Here is a 15,510-nt window from a genome sequence, read left to right as displayed (position 1 = left end):
CCAAGGGGTGAGACTGCCGATTTCAGACGCCAATTCCCCGCAGAGCTCTTGCGCCGAGCCTGCATGCCCAAGGACGACCCCGCCAGATGTTCCTCTGGATCGCGACGTCACATATGAAAATGCCCCGTCACTCCGAAGAGCGACGGGGCACCTTGTCCATGTGAAATCAGCCGATGACCGCGCCCAGGCGCTCGGCCGCGGCACTGATGCCGCTGAGCTGTGGACCAGTAGCCTGAAGCGCCTTCAGCGACCGGCCGATGAGGCGAAACATCGCGCGCAAAGGCTCGTACGCGATGCCCTGCCCCAGCATCTCGTGGGCCGTCGTCGCCGGCAACCCGTCGATCAGGTGCAGCGGCACGCCCTTGATCCGTGCATGCTCGACCGGGGTGAACTTGCGCAGCAGGTCCGGATTCTCCGGATGCTGGACGTAGGGATCGGTCGAGCCACCCTTGTTGTAGTGCTTTCGAATCGTCGGCACGCTCGTTGACGTGGCATCGACGATCTGCATCCCGAAGCCCTTGCCCGCCGCCAGGTCGCGGACTTCCTTTTCCTTCAGGTAGCCGAGCTCCGACCAGCACTGTGCATCGGGCGCAACCGGATCAAGGTACGCCTCCAACACCGACGATCGCGCAGGCGCCGACGCCGGCAGGGCCTGTGTCGCATCGAAGACCAAGCCATCGGTCGCGGCCACCAGGATCCAGCGGACCCGGTTCTCGATGCACCCAAAATCCCGTGCCGACAGCACCACCTCGGTCACCTTGTAGCCCATGTCTCGAAGCTGCGATCGCAAGATCTCGGCCGAGGCACTGGACGCATAGGACTCCACGTTCTCGAGCAGCACGACGGCCGGCTGGGCCCTCTGGATGAGGGCAATCGCCGGTACCACCAGGTGGCCAACCTCCGGATGCGACTCCATCATGCTGATCCCGCGTTTGCTCTTGCCGGCCTTGGAGGCACCGGAGCACGGCAACCCCATCTCCAGCACTTCGACCTTGGGCAGACGAGCCATGGCCCATTCGTCCTGTGCGAGTTCCTGCAGCGGTGCCACCAGCATGCACGCATCGCCGGTCGCGTCGTTCTGCAACGTGGACTGCAGGGCGTAGCCTTCATCGATCTCATTGGCAAAGGCCAGGGCGACCTGCAGTCCTTCATCCCCGAACCCGGCATGGGCAGCGTGCGACAGGATGCCGCCACCGTGCGCCAGGCTTGCGGTAGAGAGTGGTTCTCCCAGAGCCAGCTTCGCGAGAAGCCGGTTCATGCGCTCCTGCTTGGCCAGCTCCGACGCCAGCGGCATCACCCAGACGCCATCGACACGGACCACGATGCGAACCACGCCCAGCCGCGCGAAGACCTGGAGAATCTCCGCGCTGTTGATGTCCACGACGGGAACCGTCCTTCCATTGCGGCGCTTGGAGCACACGCCATGCGTGCCCGTAGTGTGGGGTTTGAGCACCAGTGCCCCGCCCCTCGGCTCGATGTTGAACCGGCAGCCCGGGGACAGGCCTGCATTCGTGATGCGAGGCGTCTCCAGCCACAGCCGTGGCGCTCCACGGTTCATGCCGATCTTCTTGATCCAGAGGTCAAACTTCGCGCCCATGGTCATTGCTCCGCCGCGCCCGCAGCATCGTCGTACGACGCCAGATCGCCGCACACCTCGGCATCGCCGTCGAACATGATCCAGTCCGCGTCATGCCTTTGCGCGTAGCGAATGCACGCGGCCAGATCGCCCGGGCAGTGCTCGCCGATATCGACGCCGTCGGCCTTCGACGGAACGTAGACAAACCAGCCGTGTTCGTCCTTTCGATAGACGATGGCGTCGACCGCATCGTTGCTCATCAATTCCCGCGTCACCGCAGCGAGATGCGCTGTCGAGAGATCCAGAAGCGTGAGCTTTCTCGGCTCGGCTTCGCCAATCTGTTGAATCGCCAGTGGCGATGACACGGCCTGTGCAACCGAAGTTGTCATTGCGTACCTTTCATGCTGCGCAGAGCAGCTGTTGAGAAAGGCAACAGCACGTGGACTTGCATATGCGCGCGACGACACGCATATGCAAACCCACCAAGGTGGGTTCGCAGGGGCGCCGCTGGCGCCCGCCGGGTCAAATCAGGTCAGACTTCGCCAGGGCCGAAGGCCCGGCTGCTGGGCCATGGGTTGTCGTCAAGCGATCGGAATCTCTCGAAAAGCGCGACTTCCAACGGGCCGTCGAATTCCCAGCGGCGGCACGGCAGGTTCTTGTAGGCCCCATCTCCGGTGGTGCCGCCGAGCGTGCCGAACGCAGTCGACCTCGCGCATCTGACGTCCGATGCCGCCAGTTCGTGAAGCAGCGCCACACGGTGCGGGTCCATTCGGCCAATCAGATGATCGGACACGGTCACCCTCAGCTCGAGCCGAACGTCCGTCAACGCAGGGTCGCTGGCGTTGGTCAGTATCTTGCGCAGACGGGCGATGTACCGCTCGGGCGTCATCGCCCCGCTCTGTCCGAAGCTGCCTACGCACAGGCTGCCGCCCTCGCAAGCGCCGGCGTTTCGAATACTCCCCGCCATTGCTTCGTCGAACGTCCCGATGGATGCGACATGCCACCTGCGCGTTCTTGCTCCGCTTGCAGCGAACACGTTGCTCGAGCCCATCAGGACGGACAGCACCAGCAAATCTTCCTTCAGCCCATGCCGCGCCCTATCGAAGCGAACCGCACAGTGTCTGTACTCGCACTCGGAGCTCATGCTGCCTCCCAAAGCGGGGATTGCTGAAGAGACACATGGGTCTCCGCGGAAGGGAGTTGGGAAGCCGGCGGTGTCAAGACGACGAGTCGCAAATGACTGCCCGCCGGCGATTGACTGCCCAGACAGCCAAGACCGGCGAGCCGGCGCACCAGCGTACCGTTGGCGGCCGGACCAAATGGAATTCGCCAACGTCGATGTGCGGCGTCCTCGGCCTGCATGAACTGCGCCCCGTCGGTGAACGCATCGCTGTCGCACTCGCCATCCACATCGCGGACGACATCGCTGGCCGCAAGTCGCAGATCCCAGGCCAGGGCAAGCCCGGCAACTGTCGACACCGGCCGCGCCGCCTGGAACGCCGTGCGCCAGAGCGCCAAGTACTTCTCGGGCAGCATGCGCGCCCCGTTGACCGTCAAGGTTCCTGACTCCGCCCGCACGGCGAAGTCGCCGCACAGGGTGTAGAAGTGGCTGTATTGCCAGTTCTGGGCAGGCAAGCAGTCCCACCGGCCGTCGTGGCGGAACAGAACGATGCGGTTTTCCTCCTCTTCCGGCCGGACATCGTCCGCATGAACGACCAGGCGGCCCGTTTCGTTGATGACCATGGATTCCTTTCTTCTCCGTACAGGAGACACGTTGAGAAAGGACCAAGCCCAAGCTTGCCAATGAATCCCGAACCGGACGCATTGGACAGCCCCTTGGCGGAGGTGCAAGGAGAACGGCAGGTCCCGATGGAAGCAGCCGATATGACCAGGAACAATCGTTAGGCGCTGGCCCACGTCCGCGCTATTGCCGTCCGCCGCGTCTGCCGCTGTGCTCGCTTTTTCAAGCACAGTGGCAGACCCGAAGGTCTGCGGTTGGTCAGCCGGGCGCCAGTTCCCAGACACCAGGCTCCACGTTGCGATAACGCGAGTCCAGTTGAAGGGTCTGCCGCACCTTGGCCTTCCAGTTCTCGTTGGCTGCGACCTTCTCGGGCGCGTGATCACTCACCACGCGATAGAGGTCCGCCAGGACAATCTTTCGTTGTCTGTTGGCGGCGGTGTAAATCCGCTGCTATTCGGCGGTGAGGATGCGGTTTTGCAGGTGGTTGAGGCGCAATGGAAGAGGGCCCCTTGCGGGGCCCTGGTTGGGTGAGCGGGGTTCAGAACGGCTCGTCCGGATCGAAGGACGCAGGCGGCTCGTCGTGCACGAGCTGGTCGTACCAGGCCTGCTGGACGTCGCGGCCGTAGATTCTCCACAGCTGCTCGCGCAGCACGCGCAGGCACTCGAAGACGGCCAGGGCCTGCTCGGCAGTCCAGTTGGTGGGAAGCGTTGGTGGTTGTTCGCGCTCGGACATCATGACTTCTTGCTCCTGACAGGTTTGCCTGCGCGCTGCCTGGAACGCGCAGCCAGGCGCTCCTGAGCTTCCTTGGCGCGATAGGACTGGCCCTCGATGCGCACGACCTCGGCGCGGTGCATGAGGCGGTCCACGAGCGAGACGACGCACCCTGCGTTGGGGAAGACCTCGCCCCAGTCGGCAAACGCCTTGTTCGTTGTGACCACGGTGCTCTTGTGCTGGTAGCGGCGGCTGACCAGCTCGAAGAGCAAGTCGGCGTGGCGGTTGGAGTAGGACAGGTAGCCGACCTCGTCGATGAGCAGCAGATCGGGCGCGGCATAGCGGCGCAGCCTGCTGCGCAGGGCCGAGTCGCTGTCCAGCGCCGCGAGGTCGCCGAGCAACTGCCCGGCGGTGACGAACAGCACCGTATGTCCTGCCAGCACGGCCTGGTAGCCCAGGTTGCAGGCGCACATCGTCTTGCCCACGCCGTTGGGGCCGGCGAACACGACGTTGGTGGCATCGGCGAGGAACTGCAGCGTCATGAGCTCCTCGATGGCTGCGCGATCGATCTGCGTGGGCCAGCTCCAGTCGAAGTCGGCGACGGGCTTGAATTGCCCGATGTGCGCATCGCGAAGGCGCCGCTCCAGGCTTCGTCGGCCGCGTTCCTGGAGCTCCCAGCGCAGCCACTGCGCGATGCGCTGCGCCGCATCGGCGTCGGCCATCACCTCGGACCAATGGGCCAGAAGCCCATGCAGACGGAGGCCCTGGGCCTGTTCGCGCAACTCGGCGGCGTTCATCGGTGTCTCACTCATCGCGGCGATCTCCTTGGTCGGGCTGTGAGGCCTGCACGATCTGGTCGTACGACGCCAGCGCGTGCGAGCGCACCGGCGCGTCGCGCCGGGCGACCTCCTCGCTCAGGCGCAGCTCGGTGGGCGGCGGCAGGCCCTGCTCCTCGCGGGCGCGCTCCAGTGCCAGGCGCACGGCGTTGGGGTGTGGCACATCGCGTTTGAGCGCTTCGCCGATGGCCGCCTGCAGGGGCGCGGCGCCATAGCGATCGAGCAAGCGCAGCAGCGCGGCCGTGATGGTGCCCAGGTTGTGGCCGCGCGCGGCCGCCGCCTTGAGCAACGCGAGCGCCCCCGGCGCAGCATGGGCGAGCCGATCGGTGCCGCGATGCGCATGGGCGGCGCGCTTGCGCTCCACCAGCGCCTGGATATGGGCCAGATCCTCGATCTGTTGGCCGCTGTCATAGCTGCGCGGGTGCGAGGCGACTTCCTGTGCCCCGTCGAAGACGCGCATGCGCCGGTCATCGGCAAGCACCGACAGCGTGCGCCGCACATGGGTGTGCGGCACCGTGTAGTCGTTCAGGTCGAACCGCACGTAGGGTGTCTTGCCCACCTGCACGGCCACGCGCTCGCCCAGCGGGTACTCGCGCTCGGGCAACGCCAGCAGGCTCGATCGCTCGACCTCGAAGGCATCGTTCACGCTCAGGCGTGAATCCTCCGGCCAGCGCCGCTGCGACGCCTGGCCCTCGCACCAGGCGCGCGCCTGAGCGTTCAGATCGTCCAGGTCGATGAAGGCACGGGCGGCGAAGAAGCTGTCGCGAACGTAGCGTATGGCGCGCTCGACCCGGCCCTTCTCGTTCCCGCGCGCGATGGCCACCGGGCGCGGCTCGAAGCAATGATGGGCGGCGAACTTGAGCAGCTCGGGGTTGAAGCGCACGGCGTCGCCTACGCGCTCGAGTACGGCGCTCTTGAGGTTGTCGTAGAGCAGGACCCTCGCGCACCCGCCATAGGCGATAAAGGCCTCGGCATGGCCGCGCAGGAAGCTGTCCATCCGGGCATCGAGGAAGAACCTCAGGAAGATACGCCGCGAGTAGCTCAGCACCATCACGAAGGCCATCAGCGGTCGGCGTGCACGGCCGATCTGCAGGTGACCGAAATGAGCCCAGTCAACTTGGGCGGCCTCACCCGCAAGGGTGCGCAGCCGCAGGAAGGCCTCGGCCGCTGGGCGCGGGCGCATGCCGGCAATGACATGGCGGAAGTGCTCAGGGCTGCCGCGGTAGCCGCGTTCGTGGACCATCGTGAACAGCCGCGCGGCGGTGAGCGTGGGGAACTTGACCAAGGTCGCGAGGACGAAGTCGCGGTACGGATCGATGCGACTGGGCCGCAGCGGCGAAGCCGGCGCGGGATCGCCGGCCTGCGCGAGCACGCGCCGCACGGTATCGCGATGCACATGCAACTGGCGGGCGATGGTGCCTACGCGCCAGCGCTCGGCGCGGTACAGACGCAGGATCTGCGCACTCAGATCGGCATGGATAACCAAGGTGTCTCCTTCACGGACAGGGATCGATGAGGCGAGCAGGCCAGCGTGAAGCGCGGGCGTGACGCAGGAAGCCCTGGCGAGTCCAGGGCGACAGCGCCGCGGCACAGCGCCGGCAGCGCCAGGCGATCGGCGTCGCATCGGACACGGAGGGCGCGCGCACGTGGGCTTGCTCAGGCGCGGCCAGTGGAGCACCGAGGGCCGGGATCGGGGAACCCTGATGCGTCACGATGTTGGTGGCGGCAGTGTCCAACGCGGCCACTGAGTGGCACGGCCGCTCGCGTTCGCGGCGTCGCTGGCGCCAGCGGCGTGCGCGCTCGGCATGCGCCATGCGTCCGGCGCGGCCTGCCTGGTAGCGCCGTGCGGCCTCGCGCTGCGAGTCCTGGCGTGCTGCGCGAGAGCACGCCGGGCCGCAATAGCGCTGGCCGCGATCGCAGCGACTGCACAGCAGCACCTGTGCACGGCAGCGCGCGCACACGAACAGGCGGGCGGGATGGTCGACCAGTTGCCAGGCTCCTCGGGGTCACTCCCGAGGACCTCGCCGCTCAGAGCGGCGCCCCGCTGCTGCGAGCGGGCCCGGCCCGTTCGCAATACACTGGCGCTGCATCCGCTTCGGCGTGTTGTAGGGCACGGCGTGCGGAATGAAGCTGCCAGGCCAACGGCCGCCGCCGTGCCCGCCTACGACTCGGGCATGCCCCGAGTTCTACCGCACTCGCAGCCCACCCTCCCAGAGGACCGTGGCCGTCACGACGCGCCGCCGCGCAGCAGGCCGCCCTGCAGGGCGGCCTGCTGCGCGACCCATCCCACACGAACGATCACTGCAAAACCGCCGCCTCGCCGCCGGTCACGGAAACGGCACCTCACCGCCGATGAACAAAAGCGCCTTCTCACCGCCGATGAACAAAAGCGCCTTCTCACCGCCGAATAAGCGCGCTTCCTGACCGCCGTTCACAGTTGTCCCGTCTCAATGAACGCGGACTGCACCACAGCCTTCCAGGTTCCCGTCATGCGCCGCTGCGCCGCATGGGCCATGTCCGCTAAGGTGGCGAGCATCGACGCAATGCGCCGCGACCTCTTCCAGAGGACGATGTACTCGTGCAGGATGAAGGGATACTTCATCTTCCGGTACGCGCGATCGCCGCTGACCGTGTTGTGCTGGGTCTTCACGATCACTGCCGCGAGCTCCGATCGGGGCATCCGGGCGATCATCTCGGCGCTGAAGCAGTGGTACTGCCCGTGTTTGCGCATGTCGCCCATGATCATCCCGTAGTGGCCGTCGCCGACCGTCGCATTGCGCTGATTCAGCAGCGCCACATGCAGCTTCTCGTAGAACTCGTCGACGCTGTCACAGCGCGACAGGTCGTCGGCCTGCACACCGGGATATTGCTCACCGCTGTAGACCACCATCGAATGGTACGGCGGATGCGACAGGACCAGGTCGCCCTCGCGTCCTGCGGCCTGAAGCACCGAGTCGCGCAGGATGTTGAAGCCGCTGTGCAGATCGAGACCCAAACAGTCGATTCCCATCTCTCTGGCGACCTCCACGGACGTTCCCGAGCCGACCATGGGATCGATGAAGAAGCCCGGCTGCAGTTGCTCGAAAAGTGTCTTGTACACATGCCCCGAGCAATTGCCTCGCCATGCGCTGTCGCCCCACTTCCCCCGATCGGGAAACGACAGCACACTCACGCCAGAAACTCCCTGGCCGCGTCGATCGCGTCCTGAAGCTTCACGGCAAAGACCGTGGGCCCGAGTTCAGCCCCGTGATGCGCAAGCCGCGATGCGCCGCCAGCGCTCTCGACCAGTGCCACGAAGGTGGCCAGGCAGGTTCGTTCCGGCGAAGTAGTGCGGGACTCCAGCGCAACCCCGGCTGTTTCCGGACCGAGACGGTCTCCATCGCGGTAGCCCACGCCGATCTCGATGGCCTTGGCCTCGACATCTTCCATGACTTCGTCGACCCAGGTGCTGGCGACCCGGCCCCGATGCTGCTCGACATGCACGGTCAGCGCGGCCCGCAGTGCGGAGAGCGCATGCTCGGCGCTCGTGCCGAATGCCTCGAAATGAAAATTCCGGGTATCCAATGACACCCGGTGCAGAACAGTCGCATTCATGGCGATCCTCCAAAGAATGAGCGATAGATTCCCAGCAGCGTCGAGGCCATGAAGGCCAGCGTTTGCAACTGGAGCTTGTTGAACCCCTTGGCCCTGGCGAACGCCAGCCATGACAGGTTCGAGCCGAGAAAGCAGAGCCATCCCAGCCTTGTGTAGCCAGCGCCGAGACCGACGGCGAGCAGGAACGCGCCCACGATGCCGAACATCGACCCGAGGGATTCCCAGTCCAACCAGGTGACCAACGGTCTGGCAGGTTGGCCGCCATGGCGGCGATAGCGCGTGTGCAGTGCGCGCAGCGATTTCAAGTTCATTTGATTCCTTCAACTGGGACCGCCCCCTTGCGCAAACGCACCGGGAGGAAGAGTCCAGTTGTTGAGTACGACGGGCGCCGTGTAGTCCTCTGAGAGCGCCAGCGCGACGTTCGGGCCAGACGCGGTTTCATAGGGGGAGCCCGTGTCGGCAAGGGCTGCGACAGCCATCTTTCGATGGATCGTCACGCCGAAGTCGGCTTCGTGATGCGCAATCAGCGTGAATCGCTGTGGCGCGATCGCTCTCACCGTGGCCCATTGGTGGGCCGACGCGAAGACACAGGTCATGCAATCGAGGTCCGGCCGAGCGCAGGGCAAGGCGACTGGCGAAAGCCCGTCAATCTCAAGCTGTCGCACCGGCAGGCTCGACTGCTGACGCGCGACGACTGCGGGACAGGTCGAATTCGCACACCCAGGCGCCGACACCGTCGACGAATGCCTCGACATGACAGGTTTGGTACTTCGGGGGAACGATGCTCGGATAGCGGTCGACGAGAACGTCGACTTTTCTGACATCGGTGTTTGCAATCTCGTCAGCAGCAGCCGGGTCGAGATTGCGTGCGCGCTTCTTGAGCGAATTGAAGGCAATGATGAGGGTCATGCTCGTTTCCTTCTGCACAAGGCAGTTGAGTTGAGAAACGATGCCCGCAGGGACTTGCCGATGCGCTCCGAAAGCACATCGGTAAATCTCTTCAATCAGAGGATTGGCGACGCTGGCGAATCGCCACGCCCCACTGGCAGTAGCGCGAAGCGCTTTCCTACGGTGTGACCCGTCGGAAAGCCTTCGACACGTCCTAGCCGACGGCTGTCAGCCGTCGAAGCCCACGTCGCTGTGGGTCGCAATTCGGTTGCCGCGGTTGTGCTCCGCGTCGGCGGCGCTCTCGGTGATCATGGAGCCGGGAACCTTGATTCCAAGCTCGAGAAGGACCACCGCGATGAACACCTGATTGGCGCATGCGCCGTAGGCATTCACGTCTTCGATCGTGGAATAGAGGATTTCATCCTCGCCATCCCGCGGTTCGTCAACCCGCCGTATCTGCAGGAAGAACTCGCGTGTCGGGCGGTCCCAGCCTGTCACGATGGACACGGGTCGATCCCGAAAATTGGTGTTGTAGATGTGCTGGCTCATTGGTTTTTCCCCAGATGAATCATTCGATGCCAAACGAGCCCCTGCGTCCACAGACCGCAGGGGGCCGGGTCCGCATCGCCCAGAGGCAGGTCCTCCACGTGATCTCTCGCTTCGCGAAAAGCTGGCCCACCCGATAGAGGTACACCAGCGCGCTCGGCGCTTTCGGAGAATTCATTGTCTGGTTCCTTCCATGTGAATGGGCAGTTGAAAACCAGGGAGCCCGTCGGCTCACGTATCGGCGCGGCTTCGCGGATACGTCAACCGGCAAGGACTTGGGATCTTCGGCCGAAGCGTTCGACTTTGGACTGACCGGGGCCGAATGGGCAGCTCAGACAAGACCCCGTGACGAAACTTCGATCGTGCCGCGCGGAGCGACCTCGCCAGTGTGGCTCGCCCGTGCATGTCCGGCAACCTCGAAACGGACCGCGATCCGCACGTCATTGGCGCTGGTCGGAACTCGGCCGCCAAAGGAAAGGTCGGGCTGGCTTGTGATGCCTGAAGCAAGCACCACAAGCCAGCCCCCCAATGAAAGGGGGATGGGAGCAAGGGATTTCTCCCCTGCCCTTTGCCAATCAGGCGGCTTCGCCGACCTCCTCGAGTGCCACGCCAGCGCTGTCGCTTTGCATGAGCCCCAAGGAAGCGTCGATTTCCTCCTGCCGGACGACTGCAGCGCGCAGCCGCTCTTCATATTCGAACGTTCGCCCGACCTGCTGTTGCAGCGACGCGACCTCCGAAACCAGCGAATCGCGCTTGAGCCTGCGCTGTTCGAGGACGTCCACATAGACCTGCTTGAGACCCGGCAACCATCTTGCGATGGCGTCCTTGCCCATCGGCATGTCGGGCTCCACCTTCAACCCCGAGGGGCCACAGAGGGTCTTGCGCACGCCATCCCGACCGAAGAACTCCATCGTCAGCGTGAATCCTGCCCAGGAGGCCAGCTCAATCACTCGCTTGTCGCCGATATCACGGCCGCCGGCAGCAATGCGCGCCACCGCCATCTTCTCCATCAGCAACTTCCCGAGCTGCTCGCCAGACGGGTATGACCGGCCATCGACAACGAGAGATTCGCCGAGCCCTTCCGCTGCGGAAAGGTCCGACTTGAGCGCCGCGATGGATTGCTCCACCGACGCGAGGCTGTCGCTCGCCCAGTGCAGCCGCTGACGCAACTGCCACTGCTGCTCGTGGAACGCCGCCCGAATCTGCGACAGCTTGGCCACTTCCGCATCGACGCCGGCTTTCTCGATCACCAGGGGGTTCCCCGATGCGATCGCCTTGATCTCCGCGTACGACAGCGCCTGGCTGGTCACGTCTTCGATACTGCGCACATCGCCCTTGCCCTCCATCACTTGCGCAATGAAGCGCGCTTTGGTCTCCAGCGTCTGCCACATGTACGCGTCGAAGCTTCCTTCGGTGACGTAGCGATAGATCCAGATCTCGTCGTTCAGGTTGCCCTGGCGCTCGATCCGGCCGTCGCGCTGTTCCACGTCCCGGGGCCGCCACGGCGCATCCAGATGGTGCTCCGCGATCAGCCGGTCCTGCACGTTCGTCCCGAACCCCATGAGCTCGGTGGAACCAAAAAGAACCCGGATCTTGCCGACCCGCACCTTGCGGTGCAACTCGGCCTTCTGCAGGTCGGTGCCGTAGTCCTGCGCAAACGCGATCTCCGCCGCGGTCACGCCGCGTGCAATCAGCTTCTCTCTCATGTCCCGATACACCGAGAACAGGGTGTTCGCCGGCGTGGACAGGTCACAGAACACCAGTTGCGTGAGCCGCTGACCCTCGCCATCTTCCCAATGGCGGAAGACGTTCTCGAGGCAGGCGTTCACCTTGCCGCCCTTGTAGTCCGGCAATGCCGAATCGATGCAGCGCATGTCGAGTGCGGCTTTGCGCCCGTCACTCGTCACACACAGCATGTTGTCCTCTGCCGGCTCGACCAACCGATTTCGGATCGCCTCGGCCCGCTTCACCAACCCCGCAACATAGTCTTTCAACACGTCGCTGGCCGGCACGCTCACCACCGTATGGCTACCGCCGGCCAAACTCGGCACCGGCAGGTTCAGCATGGCCTTCGTGCGAATCTCGGCCACCTCGCGGAAGACCGTCATCAACTCGGGCACGTTGTCGAACTTGCAGAACCGGGTGTGCATCCGGTACCCACTGCCATCCGGTGCGACCTCGATCGAAGTCACCTCGCGGCCGAAGTTCGCGGCCCATGCGTCGAAGCGGGAGATCCCCCGCTGCGCCAGCGCGTTCTCCTGGAGGTACAGCTGCATGATGAACAGTTCTGCCACCGTGTTCGCGATCGGTGTCGCCGTCGCGAATGCCAGGCCGCGGGTGGTGTCGCCGCCTCGGCGCCGAAAGACCTCGCGCGATTTCAGGAACATGTCGAATGCCCTGATCGACGCGGTCGTGTTGATGCCCGCAATTCGCGTCTTGCGCGTGAAAAACCAGAGGTTCTTGAACAAGTCCGCCTCGTCGACGATCAGCTGGTCGATGCCCAGCTTGTCGAATGTCAGGCAGCCATCGTCCCGTTCACCTCTCTCGGTCAGCGCTTCCAGCTTGGCCTCGATCGATTTCTTGGTGCGCTCGATGTCGCGCACACTGTCCCGGTCCTCCGCGCTGCCCTTGCATTCACTCAGCGCATCGTCGAGCTCGCACTTGGTCGCCTCGATGAACGTGTCGGTCGCTTCCTTGGACAGACCGATCTTGCCGAACGACGCATGGGTCACGATGATCGCGTCCCAGTTGCCCGAGGCAATTCGCATCAGCAGCGTCTTGCGCTTGTCGCCGACCAGGTCTTCCTTGGTCGCCGCCAGAACCTTGGCTCGCGGAAACGCCCGCAGGTATTCGCCCGCAAACGCTTCCAGCATGTGGTTCGGCACCACCAGCGTGGGCTTCTGCGCCAGCCCGAGCCGCTTCAGCTCCTGCGCAAGGCAGATCTGAATCAGCGTCTTGCCGCCGCCTACCGCCAGCGCGTAGAGCACGTTGCCGCTCACCACGCCACGCCAGATGGAGTCCTTCTGGGCATCACGCAGGTTGATCTGCGGATTGAGCCCAGGGATCATCAGGTGCGAGCCGTCGTACTTCCGGTTCACCGTGCTGTTGAAGAGCTTGTTGTACCGCTCCTCCAGCGCTTTGCCTCGCGGGTCGTCCTGCTTGATCCACACCTCGAAGGCCTGGTGGATCTTCGCCGCCTTGTCCCGTGCCGCCGTGGTCTCGGCGGTATTGACGACATCCCGGAACTTGCCTTCGACTTCCACCTTGTCGGTGACCTTCGGCTGCTGCTGGTTGAGCGCCGCCTGCAACAGGTCGAAAAAGTTCCGGCGCCCGGTGCCCCAATCGCCCGTTGCCCTTCCGTCCCGAAGGAACTGACTGCCGGCCTTGACCGTCCACGCGCTGAGCAGTGGACTGTGCGACACCTCGCAGACCTTGTCACTCACCTCGAAAATCGACTGCGCGAACGCCTCGATTTCTTCGGGATGAAGCCAGGGTGCACCGAGTCTGATCGCAATCATCTCCAACGGCACGTCCGTCGGCATCACGGCCTCCAGCGCCTTGACGTTGGCTTCGAAGCGGGGCGACTCCATGGCGCCGGAGCGCGCGCAAATCAGTTTCGCTCGAACGTCGCCGCTGAGGTACTCGGTCGCGTCCACGATGCGTCCGTCCGCCGGGTCCTCATAGGCCAGTTCCGCTTCCAGCAGCTCTGCCGTCACCTCGTCTTCGTTGCGCTGCAGTGCCGACGCCATGAATGGCAGGTCGATACGCCCGAAGCGGTTGTAGGACAGCGCGATCGCGTCGCCGATCGACTCCGCGGTCTCCGCGAGCGTGGCCCGGGAAACCGTGGACATCGTGAAGATGTCCGCCTTCAGCCAGGCCTCGGCGTGCTCGCAGTAGCGTTCCATCGACCACAGCAAGGGTGCGTGTCCGTCGAGGGAAATGAGTTTTCGATTCTTCGGCAACATCAGCGCCCCGTGGCGCTTGACAAAGCCCTCATAGCGGTCGTTAAGGGCACGTCGCAGCGAGGCCCCGTCTTGCCCGGATACCTCACGCTCGATCAGCTCCAGTGCAATGTCGCGAAGCGCGATCATCCGCGCGAGGCGATCATAGGTTGCGGCGGGCAGATGGGACTGCGACTCGGCATTGCCGTAGGGGTCGATGTACGCCACTCGCCCTTCGAGATCGAAGAAGTAGCCGGACTGGACCGACTGCGGCGTTTGCTCGCTCAGCGGGTCGCGAATGGCATCTTCAGCCGGGGCGTACCAGCCTTGCAGGTGGCCCCACTCCGCCATCGAGTCGATGGCGCGATCCAGCGCTTCGGGCAAGGCCACCTCCGCGGGAAGCTTCGTTTCCCACACCACCTTCTCGCCATAGCGATGACTCTTGCTCACGACCGCCTTGCCAAGATGCAGGTGCGGGTCGGCCGCAAATACTTCGTTGACGCAGTACGCGACGTATCCTTCGCGCAGGTTCGGCGCCTGATGCTTTGCCGTGAAGTCGAGCCCCTTGCGTCCGTCCTCGACAGCCGGCTTCTTGCGCAACACCAGAATGTCGGTCCCCACACTCGTTCCTCCGAGTGCCTCGAAGGCGCTGTTCGGCAGCCGCAGCGCGGTGACCAGATCCGCCTTCTGGGCGAGGTAGCTGCGCAGGCGTGTGCTGTCTTTGTCCAGCGTGCCCGTCGTGGTCAGGAATGCGACGATGCCGCCCGGACGAACCAGGTCCAGCGCCTTGGCAAAGAAGTAGTCATGGATGACCAGCTTCATCGCATTGAAGCGCTTGTCGTTCAGCTTGTAGTTGCCAAACGGGATGTTCGAGATCACGAGGTCGAACGAATTCGCACGCAGCGGCGCATCCTCGATGCCACAGCAGTGAATCCGGGCGGTGCGGCTTGCGTACAGGGCCTTGGCGATGGATGCCGAGACATTGTCGGGTTCGACCATCGTAATGGTCGAGGCCGAACGCATCTCGCCGGGCATGCAGCCCGTGAAATGGCCGATGCCAGCGCTCGGGTCCAGGACGTTTCCACCCTGAAAACCCATCTCGCCGACGACCTTCCACATGGCGCGGATGACGGCCGGCGGCGTGTAGTACGCCGTCAGCACGGACTCCCGCGCAGAGCGGTACCGGGTTTCGCTCAACAGTTCCTTGAGGCGGTCCTGTTGGGCCTTGTACTTCGTGTCGGGATCGAACACATTGGCGGCACCGCCCCAGCCGGTGTAGCGCACGAGAATGTCGCGCTGCGCCGAATCGAGCGAGGCGAAGTTGCCGCTGCTGCCATCCAGCAGTTCCAGCGCCGCAAGGTTGTATCGGATCTTGGCCGCTTCGCCGCTGACCGCGTCGAGTTGGCTGCCGATCTGGAAGAAGACCTCCGGCTCGATGCGCCTGGACGCCACCTTCGCCGCGATCGCCACGGGGGCGAGCGCATTGGGCGGGGCTTCCGGCACCGGATCGAGGACCGCGTCCACCACCCCGTCGAAGATCAGCGAGAGCTGATTTTCATGGGCAAATTTCTTTCGCATGAATGCTCCATTGCAAAAGGAGTCCACGCCTCTCTCGGGGCGATGAACCCCGAGGGTGAAAATGAAGACAGGCCAACAAATTTGTTTGACCTGTGTTT

15 protein-coding genes are annotated in these 15,510 nt (G+C 64.3%); all 15 read right to left on the bottom strand.

Annotation, left to right across the window (positions count from 1 at the left end; genetic code table 11):
- Positions 1-166: 166 nt before the first annotated feature.
- On the bottom strand, positions 167-1,597 hold the full coding sequence (locus tag ACWV14_RS10920) for a DNA cytosine methyltransferase (protein ID WP_454906805.1): 1,431 nt from the start codon (positions 1,595-1,597) through the stop codon (positions 167-169).
- A 2-nt stretch (positions 1,598-1,599) separates the two neighbouring features.
- Positions 1,600-1,965 (bottom strand): DUF5983 family protein, encoded by a 366-nt coding sequence (locus ACWV14_RS10915; RefSeq protein ID WP_454906803.1) that lies wholly within the window; start codon positions 1,963-1,965, stop codon positions 1,600-1,602.
- 143 nt (positions 1,966-2,108) lie between these two features.
- A complete protein-coding gene (locus ACWV14_RS10910; RefSeq protein ID WP_454906801.1) occupies positions 2,109-2,642 on the bottom strand; it encodes a hypothetical protein in 534 nt (177 codons plus the stop codon).
- Between the two features lie 74 nt (positions 2,643-2,716).
- On the bottom strand, positions 2,717-3,319 hold the full coding sequence (locus ACWV14_RS10905; RefSeq protein WP_454906799.1) for a hypothetical protein: 603 nt from the start codon (positions 3,317-3,319) through the stop codon (positions 2,717-2,719).
- Between the two features lie 256 nt (positions 3,320-3,575).
- On the bottom strand, positions 3,576-3,704 hold the full coding sequence (locus ACWV14_RS10900; RefSeq protein ID WP_454906797.1) for a hypothetical protein: 129 nt from the start codon (positions 3,702-3,704) through the stop codon (positions 3,576-3,578).
- 151 nt (positions 3,705-3,855) lie between these two features.
- Positions 3,856-4,053, bottom strand: coding sequence for a hypothetical protein (locus tag ACWV14_RS10895; protein WP_301512338.1), 198 nt, complete (start codon positions 4,051-4,053; stop codon positions 3,856-3,858).
- Complete coding sequence (gene istB, locus ACWV14_RS10890; RefSeq protein WP_301505346.1) at positions 4,050-4,841, bottom strand: IS21-like element helper ATPase IstB; 792 nt, start codon at positions 4,839-4,841, stop codon at positions 4,050-4,052. The genes ACWV14_RS10895 and istB overlap by 4 nt, the downstream gene beginning before the upstream one ends.
- The gene (gene istA / locus ACWV14_RS10885; protein WP_301505348.1) at positions 4,834-6,351 is read right to left on the bottom strand and encodes an IS21 family transposase; all 1,518 of its coding nucleotides are present in this window, start codon (positions 6,349-6,351) and stop codon (positions 4,834-4,836) included. The genes istB and istA overlap by 8 nt, the downstream gene beginning before the upstream one ends.
- Positions 6,352-7,296: 945 nt before the next feature.
- A complete protein-coding gene (locus ACWV14_RS10880; protein WP_454906795.1) occupies positions 7,297-8,037 on the bottom strand; it encodes a hypothetical protein in 741 nt (246 codons plus the stop codon).
- Positions 8,034-8,459 (bottom strand): hypothetical protein, encoded by a 426-nt coding sequence (locus ACWV14_RS10875; RefSeq protein WP_454906793.1) that lies wholly within the window; start codon positions 8,457-8,459, stop codon positions 8,034-8,036. Before ACWV14_RS10875 ends, ACWV14_RS10880 begins: the two co-directional genes overlap by 4 nt.
- Positions 8,456-8,770 carry a hypothetical protein gene (locus tag ACWV14_RS10870; RefSeq protein ID WP_454906791.1) on the bottom strand — a complete coding sequence of 105 codons (315 nt, stop codon included), beginning with the start codon at positions 8,768-8,770 and terminating at the stop codon, positions 8,456-8,458. The genes ACWV14_RS10875 and ACWV14_RS10870 overlap by 4 nt, the downstream gene beginning before the upstream one ends.
- A 9-nt stretch (positions 8,771-8,779) precedes the next feature.
- A complete protein-coding gene (locus ACWV14_RS10865; protein ID WP_454906789.1) occupies positions 8,780-9,055 on the bottom strand; it encodes a hypothetical protein in 276 nt (91 codons plus the stop codon).
- 55 nt (positions 9,056-9,110) lie between these two features.
- Positions 9,111-9,368: a hypothetical protein gene (locus ACWV14_RS10860; protein WP_454906787.1), complete on the bottom strand. Its 258-nt coding sequence runs from the start codon at positions 9,366-9,368 to the stop codon at positions 9,111-9,113.
- 207 nt (positions 9,369-9,575) lie between these two features.
- Positions 9,576-9,896 carry a hypothetical protein gene (locus ACWV14_RS10855; RefSeq protein ID WP_454906785.1) on the bottom strand — a complete coding sequence of 107 codons (321 nt, stop codon included), beginning with the start codon at positions 9,894-9,896 and terminating at the stop codon, positions 9,576-9,578.
- 572 nt (positions 9,897-10,468) lie between these two features.
- Entirely contained in the window at positions 10,469-15,412 is a 4,944-nt protein-coding gene (locus ACWV14_RS10850) for an N-6 DNA methylase (RefSeq protein WP_454906783.1), read from the bottom strand.
- Between the last annotated feature and the right edge of the window lie 98 nt (positions 15,413-15,510).

The sequence above is a fragment of the Variovorax durovernensis genome (genome assembly GCF_977011995.1).
Note: the sequence above shows the minus strand (reverse complement) of the source record. Positions and strands in the feature narration are given on the sequence as shown.